The organism is Haloarcula sebkhae, from assembly GCF_014647415.1.
In the GTDB taxonomy this organism is placed as follows: Archaea; Halobacteriota; Halobacteria; order Halobacteriales; family Haloarculaceae; genus Haloarcula; species Haloarcula sebkhae.
This window is the reverse complement of sequence record NZ_BMPD01000007.1, coordinates 22,183-36,391: the sequence shown is the minus strand read 5'-3', so window position 1 is coordinate 36,391 and position 14,209 is coordinate 22,183. Positions and strand designations below refer to the sequence as shown.

Annotated in this window: 11 protein-coding genes and 6 pseudogenes; 7 read left to right on the top strand and 10 right to left on the bottom strand. The window is 49.7% G+C overall.

Annotated elements, in window-relative coordinates; all coding sequences use genetic code 11:
• Positions 1-29: 29 nt before the first annotated feature.
• Positions 30-662: pseudogene (locus tag IEY38_RS21365) on the top strand (transposase); the annotation flags it as partial.
• Between the two features lie 94 nt (positions 663-756).
• Here the strand turns inward: IEY38_RS21365 and IEY38_RS17335 are convergent.
• From IEY38_RS17335 to IEY38_RS17330, 3 genes and pseudogenes are all read right to left on the bottom strand, one after another.
• Positions 757-1,638: pseudogene (locus IEY38_RS17335) on the bottom strand (IS1595 family transposase).
• 603 nt (positions 1,639-2,241) lie between these two features.
• Positions 2,242-2,480: pseudogene (locus IEY38_RS21360) on the bottom strand (IS4 family transposase); the annotation flags it as partial.
• 61 nt (positions 2,481-2,541) lie between these two features.
• Entirely contained in the window at positions 2,542-3,105 is a 564-nt protein-coding gene (locus IEY38_RS17330; RefSeq protein ID WP_004592201.1) for a hypothetical protein, read from the bottom strand.
• 878 nt (positions 3,106-3,983) lie between these two features.
• Between IEY38_RS17330 and IEY38_RS21950 the strand changes: the two genes are divergently transcribed.
• On the top strand, positions 3,984-4,154 hold the full coding sequence (locus IEY38_RS21950) for a DUF7837 family putative zinc-binding protein (protein WP_446685134.1): 171 nt from the start codon (positions 3,984-3,986) through the stop codon (positions 4,152-4,154).
• Positions 4,155-4,558: 404 nt separating this feature from the next.
• Here IEY38_RS21950 and IEY38_RS17325 read toward each other — a convergent pair whose 3' ends face one another.
• Positions 4,559-4,813 (bottom strand): PRC-barrel domain-containing protein, encoded by a 255-nt coding sequence (locus IEY38_RS17325; RefSeq protein WP_004592200.1) that lies wholly within the window; start codon positions 4,811-4,813, stop codon positions 4,559-4,561.
• Positions 4,814-5,050: 237 nt separating this feature from the next.
• On the opposite strand from IEY38_RS17325, the gene IEY38_RS17320 reads away from it, so the two are divergent.
• The 3 genes and pseudogenes from IEY38_RS17320 (at position 5,051) to IEY38_RS17310 (ending at position 6,228) form a co-directional block, all read left to right on the top strand.
• Entirely contained in the window at positions 5,051-5,323 is a 273-nt protein-coding gene (locus IEY38_RS17320) for a PadR family transcriptional regulator (protein ID WP_004592199.1), read from the top strand.
• Positions 5,324-5,583: 260 nt separating this feature from the next.
• Positions 5,584-5,807 (top strand): annotated as a pseudogene (locus IEY38_RS17315) (IS6 family transposase); the annotation flags it as partial.
• 97 nt (positions 5,808-5,904) lie between these two features.
• Positions 5,905-6,228, top strand: coding sequence for a hypothetical protein (locus tag IEY38_RS17310; protein ID WP_188979937.1), 324 nt, complete (start codon positions 5,905-5,907; stop codon positions 6,226-6,228).
• A gap of 1,062 nt (positions 6,229-7,290) precedes the next feature.
• Here IEY38_RS17310 and IEY38_RS21355 read toward each other — a convergent pair.
• The 5 genes and pseudogenes from IEY38_RS21355 to IEY38_RS21350 form a co-directional block, all read right to left on the bottom strand.
• Positions 7,291-7,386, bottom strand: coding sequence for a DUF2080 family transposase-associated protein (locus IEY38_RS21355; protein WP_229775365.1), 96 nt, complete (start codon positions 7,384-7,386; stop codon positions 7,291-7,293).
• A 510-nt stretch (positions 7,387-7,896) separates the two neighbouring features.
• Positions 7,897-8,598: a collagenase gene (locus tag IEY38_RS17300; protein ID WP_229775364.1), complete on the bottom strand. Its 702-nt coding sequence runs from the start codon at positions 8,596-8,598 to the stop codon at positions 7,897-7,899.
• Positions 8,599-9,407: 809 nt separating this feature from the next.
• Positions 9,408-10,088: an IS6 family transposase gene (locus tag IEY38_RS17295; protein ID WP_004592196.1), complete on the bottom strand. Its 681-nt coding sequence runs from the start codon at positions 10,086-10,088 to the stop codon at positions 9,408-9,410.
• A 56-nt stretch (positions 10,089-10,144) separates the two neighbouring features.
• Positions 10,145-10,413 (bottom strand): annotated as a pseudogene (locus tag IEY38_RS17290) (IS6 family transposase); the annotation flags it as partial.
• A 435-nt stretch (positions 10,414-10,848) separates the two neighbouring features.
• Positions 10,849-11,247, bottom strand: a pseudogene (locus IEY38_RS21350) (ISH3 family transposase); the annotation flags it as partial.
• 583 nt (positions 11,248-11,830) lie between these two features.
• Here IEY38_RS21350 and IEY38_RS17285 point away from each other — a divergent pair.
• Positions 11,831-12,427 carry a TetR/AcrR family transcriptional regulator gene (locus tag IEY38_RS17285; RefSeq protein ID WP_004592195.1) on the top strand — a complete coding sequence of 199 codons (597 nt, stop codon included), beginning with the start codon at positions 11,831-11,833 and terminating at the stop codon, positions 12,425-12,427.
• 469 nt (positions 12,428-12,896) lie between these two features.
• On the opposite strand, the gene IEY38_RS17280 is transcribed toward IEY38_RS17285, so the two are convergent.
• On the bottom strand, positions 12,897-13,055 hold the full coding sequence (locus tag IEY38_RS17280; protein WP_161607599.1) for a hypothetical protein: 159 nt from the start codon (positions 13,053-13,055) through the stop codon (positions 12,897-12,899).
• A 74-nt stretch (positions 13,056-13,129) separates the two neighbouring features.
• Here IEY38_RS17280 and IEY38_RS17275 point away from each other — a divergent pair, with 74 nt between their 5' ends.
• Positions 13,130-13,429 carry a hypothetical protein gene (locus IEY38_RS17275; protein WP_004592194.1) on the top strand — a complete coding sequence of 100 codons (300 nt, stop codon included), beginning with the start codon at positions 13,130-13,132 and terminating at the stop codon, positions 13,427-13,429.
• Positions 13,430-14,209: the final 780 nt, after the last annotated feature.

The window sequence follows — 14,209 nt, the reverse complement described above, 5'->3', positions numbered from 1 at the left end:
GAATAAGTGCTGCCTCTCGGAGCTGCCCGATTTCGATTGTGCTGGATGCCCATCCTGTGCGAAGAGGAGAATCACGAAAAGAGATAGTAGAGGATCTGCTGGATTCAGCCCAAGATACCGTTCACGTCGATAACGTACTGATGGATCGTAGGTACGACAGTCGGCACACTGTGGAGATGCTCAGCCAGCGTGGACTGTCGTATCACGTCCCAAAACGAATGGAGACAAGCGAGAAACCAAGCAAAGCGATTCTTCCAGCGAGGTCAGGATCGGTACGAGACTGACAGGAAATTTCATCTCGGGAAGAAGAATGGCAGGAGACGATACTTATTTATCAGCAAAAAGAGGATCCTGAGCATGACGACCACCAACAGTACTCAGCGTTCATATCTAACCGCAGTAATAGCTTCCTCACTGAATACGGGTATCAGTGAAAGAGCAAGGTCCGATACAGATCGATCAAGCGATCCATGGCTGCCACCCTGTCGAAAGATTCCGGGCTACGCCTCTTCTATTTCGTATTTGCGTGTCTGCTGTACTCGATTTGGCGACCCGTCGATTTACTCGTGCGGGTCGAGCTGACTGGTGAGTACGAACACTCACCGATGGTGACAGCAGATAACACGCTCACGTTGTTGAAGAAGGAGACTGGGATCGGGTAAAGAGAACTCAATCTGGGGGAGCGCAGTGTCGAGTTGCTACACTACCCAGTCTTCTGAATTCGGCAACGCTCTTGCGAAGTACGTTGTTGGTGAGTCAGAGAACTGCCTGAACAATCTCTTTGAGCGCTTTTCGACCCGGTTTTCGGAGAATACGTCGTCGAAGTTGGAACGGTCTGAGATACGCAGCCAGTTTGTCTTTTGAGACGCCTCGATGCGGCGAGAGCCACGCGCCAGCGACGCGTGGCTCTCGCACGAGTTCACGTGAGCGTCTCCATCGACATACTCACCGTCGCCATGAATTACTGATTCTCGGTGGTAATCTTCATCCTTGTCAAGTGGATCGTACACTCGAAATCCGTCGGTGTAGACAGTTAGCGACTCCTCCTCACGGCTGCCGAGAAGGAGTCGCACCGTCGATTTGTCGTCGGATTTCGCTGGAACGACGTATCGCTGATCGGTGCCGCGATCTACGAGCGTGAACACTGGCGGTTTGTCCCCTTCGTACGTTCCCCGCCCACGTTTTCGAAAGGGCACGCGAGCGTGGCTCCCGGTCGCGCTCGCGGCCTTTCTTCCCTGCAGCGACGTAGAACTCGTCAATTTCGACCGGCCCAACTAGATCGAGGGTAGGCGCGTCGAGCGTTCTGGCGAACTGCTCGACGCGCCGCCGAAGCGACCGGTAGGAAACGTCGATTTCAGCGTCTAGCTGGCGGATACTCGTGTTGAATCGGAGGGACGAGTAGAACACAAACAAGAGCCTGTCAAGGCCGTTCTTCGCGTGCGCGAAGATCGTGCCGGTCTTGGGGTTGAACGTGCGGTCGCAATCCTTACATAGATACCGTTGATACTCTCGATAGCTGCCGTGTTTGATCACTGACTCAGACTGGCAGCGCGGGCAGTAGAGGCCATTGCGCCAGCGAACCTGCTCCAGCAGGTTCGCGGCGCTCGCCTCTGAGCTAAGCAATTCAAATGGGAACATTGCGTTCGGGTGACGCTACCGCGTCACCCTTGCCCGCTACGCTTTCACAGCGTCAGGTCTACCCAACCAACAACCTGCTTCCCAAGAGCATTCGGCAATATCATTAGTATTGGAAGGGGAACGAGTGGCTGAGTGCTAATCTGCAGCGGTTTCCGCTCGACGGTTCGTCCAAATACACGCATCAGGGGCCCCGCTACACCCCCTGTAGTATCAACTTCCGAAATCTGTCAGTAGTTGGGGCATATCATCTCAATGTATTTAGATCGTTGTCAGGAGGTCGCGGACGATCGGTCGTCATGGCCTTGGTAGGCATCCACCATACTTGATGATGGTAAGAACGTATAGCATCACTCACATTGAGCAGCACGACACCAGAGACGAAACTGCCCGATTGGGAGCATCCGGTGTAGCAAGGCTTCAAACAGTTCGAGATGCTCGGAGATAGCCGTGTTCACTGTCTCTGGAATTTATCAAAAGCCAATTGTTATTAAATCGCTACTTTTGGTTCATCGACAATCATTTGCTGAAGTCGTTCTGTGGTTTCGCAGTGATATTACTTAGGACTTCTCGAAATCGCTCAAAAGGTTTGTTCAAGTCAGGTCACCCAGTATCAAAATTCTCGATAGCGTCACCGAGAACCGCCCGAAGGAATGCAGCAAAGCCTGATTCGTACCAGTCATGGAACGCTGTGTAGGAGAGCCGATCGCAGTTACCCATCTCAATTGGAGTTCAAAATACTTGCAGGGAGAGATCTGAACACGCAGCGAAGCCAAATGAAAATGTGTAAAAGAGCGTAATGATGTCGACTTCCGCTCACGCTCAACAAGAGTGCATCGCAGACGTACCAACGCAGGCCCGTGAGGGCCGGCCATCCATCTGATCGAGCAGGCATCACCAGCAGTATCAGCAAGAATCCATTTCCCCAGATGTCATCGGGACATCGCCAACATGCGCGAAGACGGCTGGGACATCACCCGTTTCAGCTGACTTGAGACGCTTCACAAGCGACGCCGCAGTAAGAAGGTCATCAATGATTTTGGGCGGGGCCTTGTTTTGTTTAACCCGGACCCCACAAGCCCATAGTGGCTTTGCAAGGTAGTAATACGCGCCGGTTGGCATGAGGATAACGCCACGCTCACCGCTCAGTTCAGTACTCCAGGCACCGATAATCGCCTTTGCAGCATCTCTTGTCTGGTTCGTCTCTTCTTGCCACGATCGGTCACCAAGTGTGGCTTCTCGCCATGGCTCGTTGAGTACGTCCTCAAGAAACTCTGGCGTTTCGGGCACACCGTATGGTGTTTCAATATCGTACTCAAAGAGGCGCTTGTAGGCCGACAATTCACTTGCCTCTACAACGACTGGGTAGACAACTTCATTCTCAGATTCAGAGAGTTTGATCGTCGGTTCAGACGAATCTTCCGGCTCAGCTGAAGTGGTATCGTCCAACAACGAATCAATGAGGCTCATAATAGCTAGCTATATGGAAGGATAATCATCCTTGTGTCGGTTGAATCCAGTTCGGTTGATCGGTTTACAGGAGTTTCGAGAGTCGGTAATGATAGTCCGCCCCGTAACGATTTTCTGTCCAACCTCAATGGCAAGGGGTGGAATGCGGAGCGTGTGCCTAAGTCAAGTTCCATGTTCCATCAAATCTTGAGGTTATAATGTTCTGATCAATCTGTTGGTTATTAGAATGTCAGTTGTGGTATGATAAAACGGAGACAGACAACGAAAAGACCATAAAAGGCGATTACTGTTTTTTCTACAGTAAGGACATATGATGCGTCTAGGTGGGTCGGGAACTCGTTGATATCTGTCTCAATCGATGCGTGGTCACCGATAGTGTCGATCCCGGCCAATGATCTATTCACTCGGCGCACTGGACTAACGCTCGGACTCCAGTCGGCATCTCTGAGTCACGTTCTTTAACGATACGTGCTTGCGACCACAGATGATTAACTCACACCAGACACAATCATCACAACAGCCACATAGACTCACCAGTAACCAACTATTCTGCACCTGATCACACAGGTGCAGGTGTGATACATACCACTCCAGAGCACTATCAACTAACGCCTCGAATAATGAGTTTATACGTCTTGGAGACGGTGTTATAGATATGATTCAACGGATATGGAAAACAGTCACGCAATATCTTGAGTCGGGTGCAGAGAACCACACCGCAGTTGATGCGTGCATAGACTGTGGGAAGCCATCTCTTCCCGGGACTGGTCGTTGTACCGATTGTTTGGACAACTGACTGGCGATTAGACTGAGCGATCACTGTTCGTAACTTGATAAACACTTATTTTCAATGCAGGCTGAATTATCTATGAAAGAATATGAACGCAGACTTCTCCCCTCTCTTTTCTGTGCCTAATGATACACAACATTTCGGCCACTGCCCAAACTGCGAAGAACGCATCACGTCACCGTGGCTGCTGGTTGAATATGACAAGACGATGACACAGAAAGCATCTGGACGGAGTGTTCAACGTGTGTACCTGTCTTAGCTGAGCGTTCTCTTTTTCACTAACTCTCCGTGAGTTGTTCTGGTGTTCGTTGAGCAGCACAGTGAGCCACGTTACCCTATTGTTTTCTCTGATCGCCATACACTCTTCGGCATGACTTTCGGACCGACGTGGAGCTACCAAATGTGGGAATGCTCTAGTCTACTGTAACGCTTATTACCCCGCTGTCTGGCAATGCTTTCGGCGTTGAGAATGTACCGGAACGTGAGATGTTGATCCAGTACCGAGACGACAGGCGACGATGCCACTCAGAAAGAGCAATTCGAGGCGCTGTACGAGCGTGTAAGCAACTCTCATGACGAATTCATAGCTGTTTGCCGCCAACACCGAACCGTACGGAACTAGATTGTAAGAGTAAAACGGGTTATGATTGGGCGGTGCTGGCGTTAACCGAGATACTCGTCAGGCGATCGAATGATGAGGTGGTCACGGATTGCTTCAATCAGTTCCGCAGGGAGCCTCACATAGCCATCGCCGTCTTGATTTTTCCCGAAGAGTTCCTGTGCGTCCGTCTCGATAACAATCTGTTTGAGATTGCCACCAATCGTATTGAACGTGACGTTATGCAGGGTTCCGAGTTCTTCGCCGTCGGTACTCACTACTTGTGTGTTAGAGAGTGTGCTTGCGAGGACCGTCTGCATACATGCAGACCTGTTATAGCCAATGTACAAATAGATTTCACTTCATAGTCTTCACGCCGTTAGAACCAAAGCCCACCATCCAACTACTAAACAACAGCTATCAGACAATTTCTGCGAATTCTCCTCCGCTTTTTTCATCAACTCAGTTAGTGATGACATATCCAAAGACCCTGTTTCAACGAAACCGCACATCTGTTTCAAAACGCAAATATAGCGGATACAAATTACCGATAGAGCATGCACGATCTAACAGGGTTTCAGCGTGATATACTGTACACGATTGCTGGCCAGCACGAACCACATGGTACTGCGGTTAAAGAAGAGTTAGAAAACTATTACGAGGGGGATATCCACCACGGTCGACTCTACCCGAATATCGACACACTTGTCAAGAAGGGCCTCGTCGAGAAGGGGCAGCATGACCAGCGAACAAACTGCTATACGCTCACGCGCCGTGGACGTCGGGAGATTGACGCCCGCCGTGACTGGGAAACCCAATACACCGACTAAATCGCTCAGCCCTCTTCCGCCTCTGCCATTGTCGAGTGGGTGTTGTGAACCGACCCAACGTCGCCAATCTGTCGGGAACTCTGGTTGCGGTCGTATCTATTCGGGGTCTGTCGCTCGGTGAGCCAACGCTTCCCGTCTCTATGTCACTCTGATTGGTCGTAAGTCTGTCTTGCAGCTGTCATAGTGTTGTCTGTAGTACCGTTGTCATTTTGTGCTTGATTGTAGCTTTGGCTGTTAAGTCGGTCCATCGACAAGCACTCCTCTCCTGTCACGGTTTGAGCGGTCAGCTTGACTATCGAATTAGGAACCACATCGAAAATGGTTCCAGACTGTGGCGATGTGAATCGGCCGCATTCACTTCTTCTTGGAGGGCAGTCAATCCAGCTCAAAACAATAGCTACGACGATTCAGACACCACTATAACCACGAACGACCGAACCAAGCACTCGATGGACAAACGCCAACTGAGGCCATCCAGAATTAGATAATGTCTTGTGGAAGCACTCTTGGAGAATCGGATTCAGGGGATTGACAGCGATCTCGCTCCAGATGGAGGACAGGCGGAAGACGTTCGCGACCGAATGCTCGTATCGGATGGCCTCAGCTCGGCAAACGACCTCGAGCCACGAACGAAACGCGTTTTCGAAGAAACAATGACTTTCATTTTACTCGCCAAGGGTGGTAGATTCGAAGTGGAAGCCGCCTCTGGAAATCGTTACGAGGCCGAGATCATCGCGAAATTCTGTACCTGTCCCGACTGGCAGCAGCGCACTCCAGACGGTGGTGTAAACATATGCATCGCGTCGATCACGATCAAGGAGACCAACGACAATCGCTACTACTGGCAGTGGTGGGAAGGTCATAAAATGACCTTCAAGTACAACTCAGTCAACCCAGACGAGTAAGCCTCGAGGAGGTAGACCAATATCGATGGGACCACACACCCCGAATTTCCGTCGTTTCTCACCGTCTCCGTATCATAGATTGTACCGACGACAAAGAGATCGTAGGACACCCCTCCATTTTCGGTTTGTAAATCGGAGGGGGATAAGAGATACCACAGCAGATCTATGGGTACATCGAATCTATTGACTCACTCACTCCCCGTTTTCGAGTTGTAAGACGTTGGGTATGGTAATACACCTAGTTCGATGTTTCACCCACCCTATTTTCGCGTTGTTAGGGGAAGTGAACCTTGAAGCAAAATCCACATAATCTGGATTTTGCGAATGATGGTCTAGATGATACGGTCTTTCTCACACACCCCATTTTCGAGTAGTAACCGCCAGAATGGTTAAGAAAGACCGGCGCTGGTAGGACCAATTCACGAATGAAAGTGATACCGTATTTCGAACATGATGGCTCGCGAAGTTGCTTTGGTGATCCTGAATGTTCCTCTCTCCCCTTTTTCGGGTTGTAAGTCACTTGGGACAGTCCACTTCAGACGCCAGATCGTGAGCGTTTGGTGAACTGAAGTTACTATGGAGCGTATAAGATGTAATAAAACACGGAATTAAAACCAAAGACAAGTGTCTACATTCAGAGATCTCAATCATCTAGCTAAGTCAGACATTATATTTTTACTCTCCACAGTACTATTACAATAAGATCATATAAAAATAAAAAATTTGTATTTCTAGCTGCATCGTATTTAACAGTAGTTGTTAATACGGCTAGTTTATTCAGTTCCAATCTTGTAATAAACTTTTCAAACGTATTCTTACGAGGTAAGATCTGAGTAAAGAAATCGTGCTACTATCTACTGCTAATAATACACTGTACCGTGTTTTGCACGAGGTCGGCATCCTCCTCAACAATATCCCCAAACTCGTTCCAGTCCCGGCCGTCATAGCTGAGCCGTAGTACCTCATTGGACACCTGACGACACTCCAAGCGGGCTTGGTGAAGCAAGCTTTCGTTGCCCATCCAGTGGAACACGAGTGTCTTCGTGAGAGCCTGCGTTTGTGTCATACGTCGCCTTGTTCGATAGGCTCGGAGATGCGGACGACTTTCACGTCGACCCCACGCCACCGTTTCACGACGCCGACGTGGGCACTGTTCAAACACTTTGATCTCGCCGTCAAAAGCGTCCTCACCATTAATTTCAAACCAATTCATTATGTTCGTATATCTGTTTAATTATGCCGGTGGAGTCGGTTCGATATGGGTGAGAAGGGGTCGAGTCCTCCAGTTTATAAGGTAAATGCCGGATTCGAACAGCTATGCTCCAAGCCTTTCGAGTCTATTTAGCCAACTCCAGACTGTGTTTGGTGGACATCGTGGCATTTGACGATCGAATTCTGATTGGTATTTCCTTGCATTTGATAATAGGTGGGGAATTCAACGATAATTGACTATTTTCGAGAGGAAATTTCTGAAATCTGGAAGTGGATACGCCAATAGAAAACAACGCTGCCTGTGGCCTGGAGGCTGTCGTAACTACCTGTATGAGAATCCAGTATGAAGTGTGACCTACGCACCACTACGTTCAATAATTATTAATTAGCGCCGGATCTTTTTTAAAGGGTTGAGCAAGTGGACGGAGAATACTAAGAATATTGGAAACGGATAGCCTAGTTTGTGACTACACGGCCTGAGCGTCCAGTTTGGTTATTGTAAGGCACCATATTAAACTCTGCATCGCTTGGATATCTCACTTCCCAAACTATAGTACCCTGAACATGATCTCCATGCAGTTCTGTTTTATTTGGGAAGCCATTCCGGACGTCAGTGGTGACCTCATGTGGGCTATGTTCCTCATCTGTCAGTCCAGTAAATGACCACTGTTCTTGCCCGACACTAACCCTATGACCAGGATCTGTTGCCATCTGAATAGTAGCAACTACAAACTTATTACCGTCTGATGGCGTTTCTACATCTCCATCACTCTCTTCGATAGATTCCGTGATCCGATACTTAACCACTCGAAATCGGACTTCTGAACTATTATGCACTGTCTCACCCCAGTTCCCAATTTCGACAACCACTGGGCCGTCTGCTGGTGTTGGAGTGGGCTCTGGAGTAGGTGCTGGTGTTGGAGTGGGCTCTGGAGTAGGTGCTGGTGTTGGAGTGGGCTCTGGAGTAGGTACTGGTGTTGGAGTGGGCTCTGGAGTAGGTACTGGTGTTGGAGTGGGCTCTGGAGTAGGTACTGGTGTTGGAGTGGGCTCTGAAGCCGAATCCAGTGCTTGTAATGCTGAAATTTCAGTGTTAGTCGCAGTACCAGTAGCACCTACTGCAGCAACTATAACAACACAGATGATGATTTGTTGCCTCATCAAGTTTGGAGAGATTCCCAGCGGATATTGTTATATAATACCTATCGGAGAATCGCTCAAGCAATGGCACTATCTAACTGAAAGGTAGCGCATGTTCTCTGACCGAAATGGGCTAAAGTGCAGCGCCACCCCAGTACATATTCTGTCTTTTCGAACTGCCGCTCACTGTCTTGCGATACTGTTCCTAACGTCCCCAATTAATACAAACCTCAGAGAACACACCTCTCCAGACATACAATTTCCGATACGAAAAATGATACCCAACAGAGTGCTTCCACATATCTACTCTTCACATCTTTATCCCACAGCTGTCGCCGCCTTCTACACGATGCACACAGGTTCGTATATTAAAACGGGAGAATGTCATCAACTCAGTACCGGATAACAGTAGTTAGTAGCATGGTTTCTTTATTCGGAGATCACCTCGTAAGAATACGTCTGAAGGATTTATTACAGGGCTGAAGGTGAATAAACTGGCCGCATTAACAACTACTGATAAAGCATTACTTACTGACTCGGTTTGAATGTCCAGCTCTGTCCTGATAAGACATCAGTCGTGATTAAGATACGCTCGAAGAAGACCGAGCTGGCGGCGGCGACGTGCATCCCCTCTTTTCGAAGGCATTCTTAATCAATGGTTACCGGCAGAATCGGTTATCAAGGATGGTTCGTGGAGACAGTCTGGTGTAAAGCAAGGACTGTCAATGCAGCTCGTAAAATCATATTAACGATTCTTGTGTGGTCATGATCAGAAACGACGACGTCTCCACGGGGCGCCACAACTGTCTGTTAGACACATCCGGCACTGTCTAGTTAGTCACAACCTCAGCTGGCGTTCGATTGTTTAGTGACTGATGCGGTCGCTGGCGGTTATAATAATGTGCGAACTGCAAGCACCAGCGGCGAACGCTCGACCGACTGCCCACCCACGAATTATGGAAGCGGTCGATCCGTATTTTGAGTGTCTGAAACCACTTTTCAATTAGGTTTCGGTCTGTGTAATCACGCCGACCGCTGAGCCCTAATCGAGCAAGGGCAGTCTGATAGCCGAAGCCATCGACGAGAAACACGGCCTCAGAGAGGTCGTGTTTCTCGGAGAGTCCATGCAAAAACGCAGCAGCTGGATCGGTCCCGTGAGATCCGAATAGATCGACACCCAGTATCAACTTGGTGTCGAGGTCTATTGCGGCATATAACCAAGACCACTCGTCATTGATTTTGACAGCGGTCTCGTCTACCGCGACCCGCTTCGGCTGCGCCTCAGGCGGGTCGGGAACGCTGTCAGCTACTCGATGAACCCACTGAAAAATTGCCTGATGAGAGCGTTGTACGCCGAATAAGTGCAGAACTGCTTGTGTTTCTCTAAGTGAACAGCCAGTCGCGTGGAGCCGGACGGCCAACGCCCTGACGGGCGTGGCCGTCCGCTCTCGCTCCCAACATTCAAGATTTGCCGTGTCCAACGTCTCTCTGAGCAGTTCTGGCGACAGCATGAACAACCCAAAGCATGAACTGCTCACTTCTCAAACTGGCTTAACTAGACAGTGCCGTGACACGCAACTTGTAACGATTTGGAGCCATTAACGAGAAACACAGCGTCGTCAACGTCGTGTTTCTCGTTGAGTTCGGTGAGAAAGGAATGAGCGAGAATCTTCGTCGTGGTCGGTCTAAGCTTTGTATGAAGCAATTTATTCGTCTGTGGATCGACAGCAGCGTACAGCCAGTACTGTTCATTATTGAGTTGAGCACGGTCTCATCAACCGCAACGTGATCCGGTGACCGACCACCTTCGGACTGTAAATCAGCCTTGTGAATCCAATAAGAGATGTTCCGCAGCCGTGAGGGGTCGACATCACAGAGAGTTCCGTCGTCGATGCCGCGTTCAACGATGCCTCAAATGGTGGCTGCCAGTCGCTCGTCGAGCTGTGTGAATTATTCGCGAAATACCTCGTTTGTCATGGCTCGTGACCGGGGATGGCTAGTGCCGCTTGGAGTCGCCGCTGTTCCGTGTCGGACTGAAGTTGCAGAAGCTTTTCTGTGGACACTCAAGATATTCTGATAGTTTGTCGCCGATCTCTGTATCGATCGCTTCCTCGAATCTATCGACAGTGAACTCCAGAAACGCAGCCGGAAGATCGTATGTTATGTCCTAGTGACACTCAATAAGTGGCCTTCACAATATTTTCTTCGGCGCTACTCGTGAATCTTCGGGTGAATCAGTAGTTAGCGTTCGTTTGAGTGGCTCTCGCTGAATTTGGTTCCCGAATGGTAGTAGGAGTCTGTCTTGTCTTTGTTACAGTAACGGCCTCAGGCGAAGATCCGCGCAGACCTCCACCTGCCCAAAGTGCAGTCCGACGGCATCCGTCTGAAGAAGTGTGTTAGCGACTCATTCGAGCTGTTCCAACTCGAACTTTGTTCGGAGCTAGTAACGGATCGTGTTCGTCGGCAGCGAGTCTTCACTTGATTTACATAGTGTGAAGATTGAGGTTCCGTCGGCAGTCGTACCGACGAGGACCTCGTGAATGTCCTCTGCGTTGTATCTGCGTTGTTGGCAAGGTCAGGAGCAACTTCCTCGTCGACTGGTTTGACGAGGAAATTAAGGAGTTCGTCCTGATGGATTTCACTGTCTGCTTGCTTCTGTTTGTTAGGCACACTCGCAGCAAGCAGACATCCTAACTCCCGGCTTTGTGGGGTGCTGAGTCTCGGTAAGTAACCAGTTCTACCCCTTGCTGACACTAATCTCGAAGCTATTCATGGCCGTCGTAGTCCCCGAGCGACTATGCTTCGGTGTTGATGGAAACCAGTGTGTTCCGGTCCTAGATATCACCAGTTAGTCCACGGGGCATAGTCATGTCAATACTAGAATAACATGGTTGGGTATGAACGGTGCAATGAACAGGACACAACAAGAAGTTTAGCCATTGCTATGATTTAATCAGCTCTCGCTCCACATATTACCTCTCTATTCAAACGGTCAGGTTGAATGATCAAATGTTGTTTCAACCCACTTCAGCCGCACTTGCTGCTCTGAGAGTGGAATCAGCAGAGTCAAGTTGACTGCTTATTTAGTCAATATTACTGGCGAACCCACACCAGTATGACAAATGAGAGAGAAGGGAGACTCTCCTCCGGTTACGCCCCTTCATGCCCATCCACCACGAACCCCCTCAGAAGCGACACTATCGCAGTATTACAACCAGAATGCAAATATGCACGTACGCCATTATAACCACCAATGATCGATGAGACGTCATTTTTCGGAGATATTTCCGGCACCCGTGAGGAGATCCTTGAAGCCACATACTATGCGCTGTGTGAACATGGCTATGCGGGACTAACCATCAAGAAAATCGGGGCCCATTTTGACAAAAGTCAGTCGTTGATCTATCACCACTACGATAACAAGGATAGCCTGCTCCTAGACCTGCTCGGGTATATGCTCGAACAGATTGAGCAGCAAGTCCTGTTCTCAAAGGAACCCCCTGGAGACTACATCGATATCGTCGTCAACGAGATATTCGACGAGACAGAGAGCCAAGGCTGTGCTTTCACACAGGCCGTTATCGAACTCCGCGCACAGACGGCACACAATGAGGAGTATTACGAGCTGTTTCGCCGGAGCGACAACTTCATTCGCAAACAACTGACCCAGATTATTCGCGCCGGCGTGAATAAGGGTGTGTTCGATGTTGACGAGCCGAAAGAGTCGGCAGCGCTGTTTCAGACTGTCCTTATCGGCATTCAGACCGAATATTTGACCGCTGACACACAAACTATCGCGGAGTCAAAAGCTGAGTTCCGTCGCTACGTCGAGACGTGTCTACGTGCCTGAGACTGCCTGCTGTAATAACTGATCTGATGCGCCACCACTGGATTGTGGACCTCTATACGGACCTACAGTCTGCATTTCAGTAGTGAAAACAAGTGTGTGTACCAGTTACACAGACTATTTACAGCATGACTCTGTTGTTAAATGCCCTGCCATGCTGACTGTTTAATTGGTTAGTGTACGGCTTAGAAGGTTGAAATTGAAGAAGTAGATTGGCATGCAAATTAATCTCCTCGACTTCGTTGAGAAGTGTTGTGAGCTAACCAAACACGACGCTTTATGTAGGGATGTGAAGATTTATAAACAAACTCTTGAACATTCCCGAGCGACTCATTGAGAGTGCGACCTCGTTCGTCGGGAACGTGAGTTCCAGTGAGCCATCGATGGGATCGGAAGTCTTGGGTGAGCTATCCGTCCCGGTTCTGCAGTGGTGCCAAAAGAACCAATGGGTAGCAGTGTCGAATGGTTCGGACTATAGGGCTACCTCGCAGTGCTGGTGTTCACGCTGTTGACGCTGTTCGTCGTCGTTCGCAGACTCCGAGAAGAAGGCCAGCGACTCGTAGGTGGCTGACGTAGCACCAGAGATCCCTCCGGTTCTGTCGGACTTCAGGAGTTCTCCGATCAGATTCATTCTTGGGCTCTCTGACCCCGCTGTTGAACGGCGTTGAAGAAGTTGTTTCCCAAGCGCTCTGGGCGTACACTCTCATGTTTCTCGGCGAGCCACGATCGTCGACAGAGGGAACGCTCGGCCTCGCAGATGTGACGGAGATAATCGCGAACATGCTCATTGACGGCGTGTCAGCCATCAGTCAGCCGATTCTTGACGGTGTTATCGACTTGAGTGTCCAACTGGTGGTTGAGTTTTTCAACTGGATGCGACCGGCGGGACTGCCGGGGGTGGCGATTGTGTACACTCTCGTGGTGGTCGTGTACGCGACCAGCCTACGGACCGCCGTCAGGATTGTATTAGACTTCATCCCCGGAGGAGGTGCTTCTATCATCTAATGTCGATCAAAGAGTTCCTCATTCATCCAGCAAGCGCGGTGACGGCAACAGCGACGACACTGTTCGTCGCGTCCCAGTTCGCCGCGCGGTGCTGTTTCATTGGTGCTGGGGAAACCTCGGACAGTTGTTCTACGGGATAGCGTTGCTGGTTAGCTCCGAACCGGTCCTGCAAATCACGCGGTCGGCGGGCTTGAAAGCCGCCGCTGGGCTAGCGGCGCTGCTGTTGATCAAACTAATTCTGAAAAAACGTAGACAGGCTGATAACCGAGTAGACGACTAAGATCATGATACAAAACGAATACATCAAGCAAACGTATTGAGCAAGAACGGCGGACAGCGTGGGGGTAGACCAATGTCCAAGGTGACGACAGTGATGCTCACCGACTGGGGTGTCATCACCATAGCCTGGCAAAGAAAGTCTACCCAATCAAGTGGCTTAAACGCCACCCAGAGCGGCTCACGACGCGCTGGTGGAGCGGGTTTCTTGATGGCGTGTTGCCAGCGAGTTCCTCTGGAAGGCGGCGGCCTCATTCATTGGGTGACGTCAGCATGTGCGAGTTCTACGGATGAGGACAATGAGGCCGTGCCAGTCATTGTGCTTCTTGTTGATGAGTGTTCAATAAATTGATATTAGGGGCAGGCGGATATGAATATATGAGTAAGATAGAGATAGTTTTGCTAAACGGACCGAAATAGGCCTGTTTAGTAGGCATGGGCCAGAACTGTGGGCTGATACGGGTCACTAGCAGTCTCGTTGAGTAGCGTTCTGTGACTACCGAA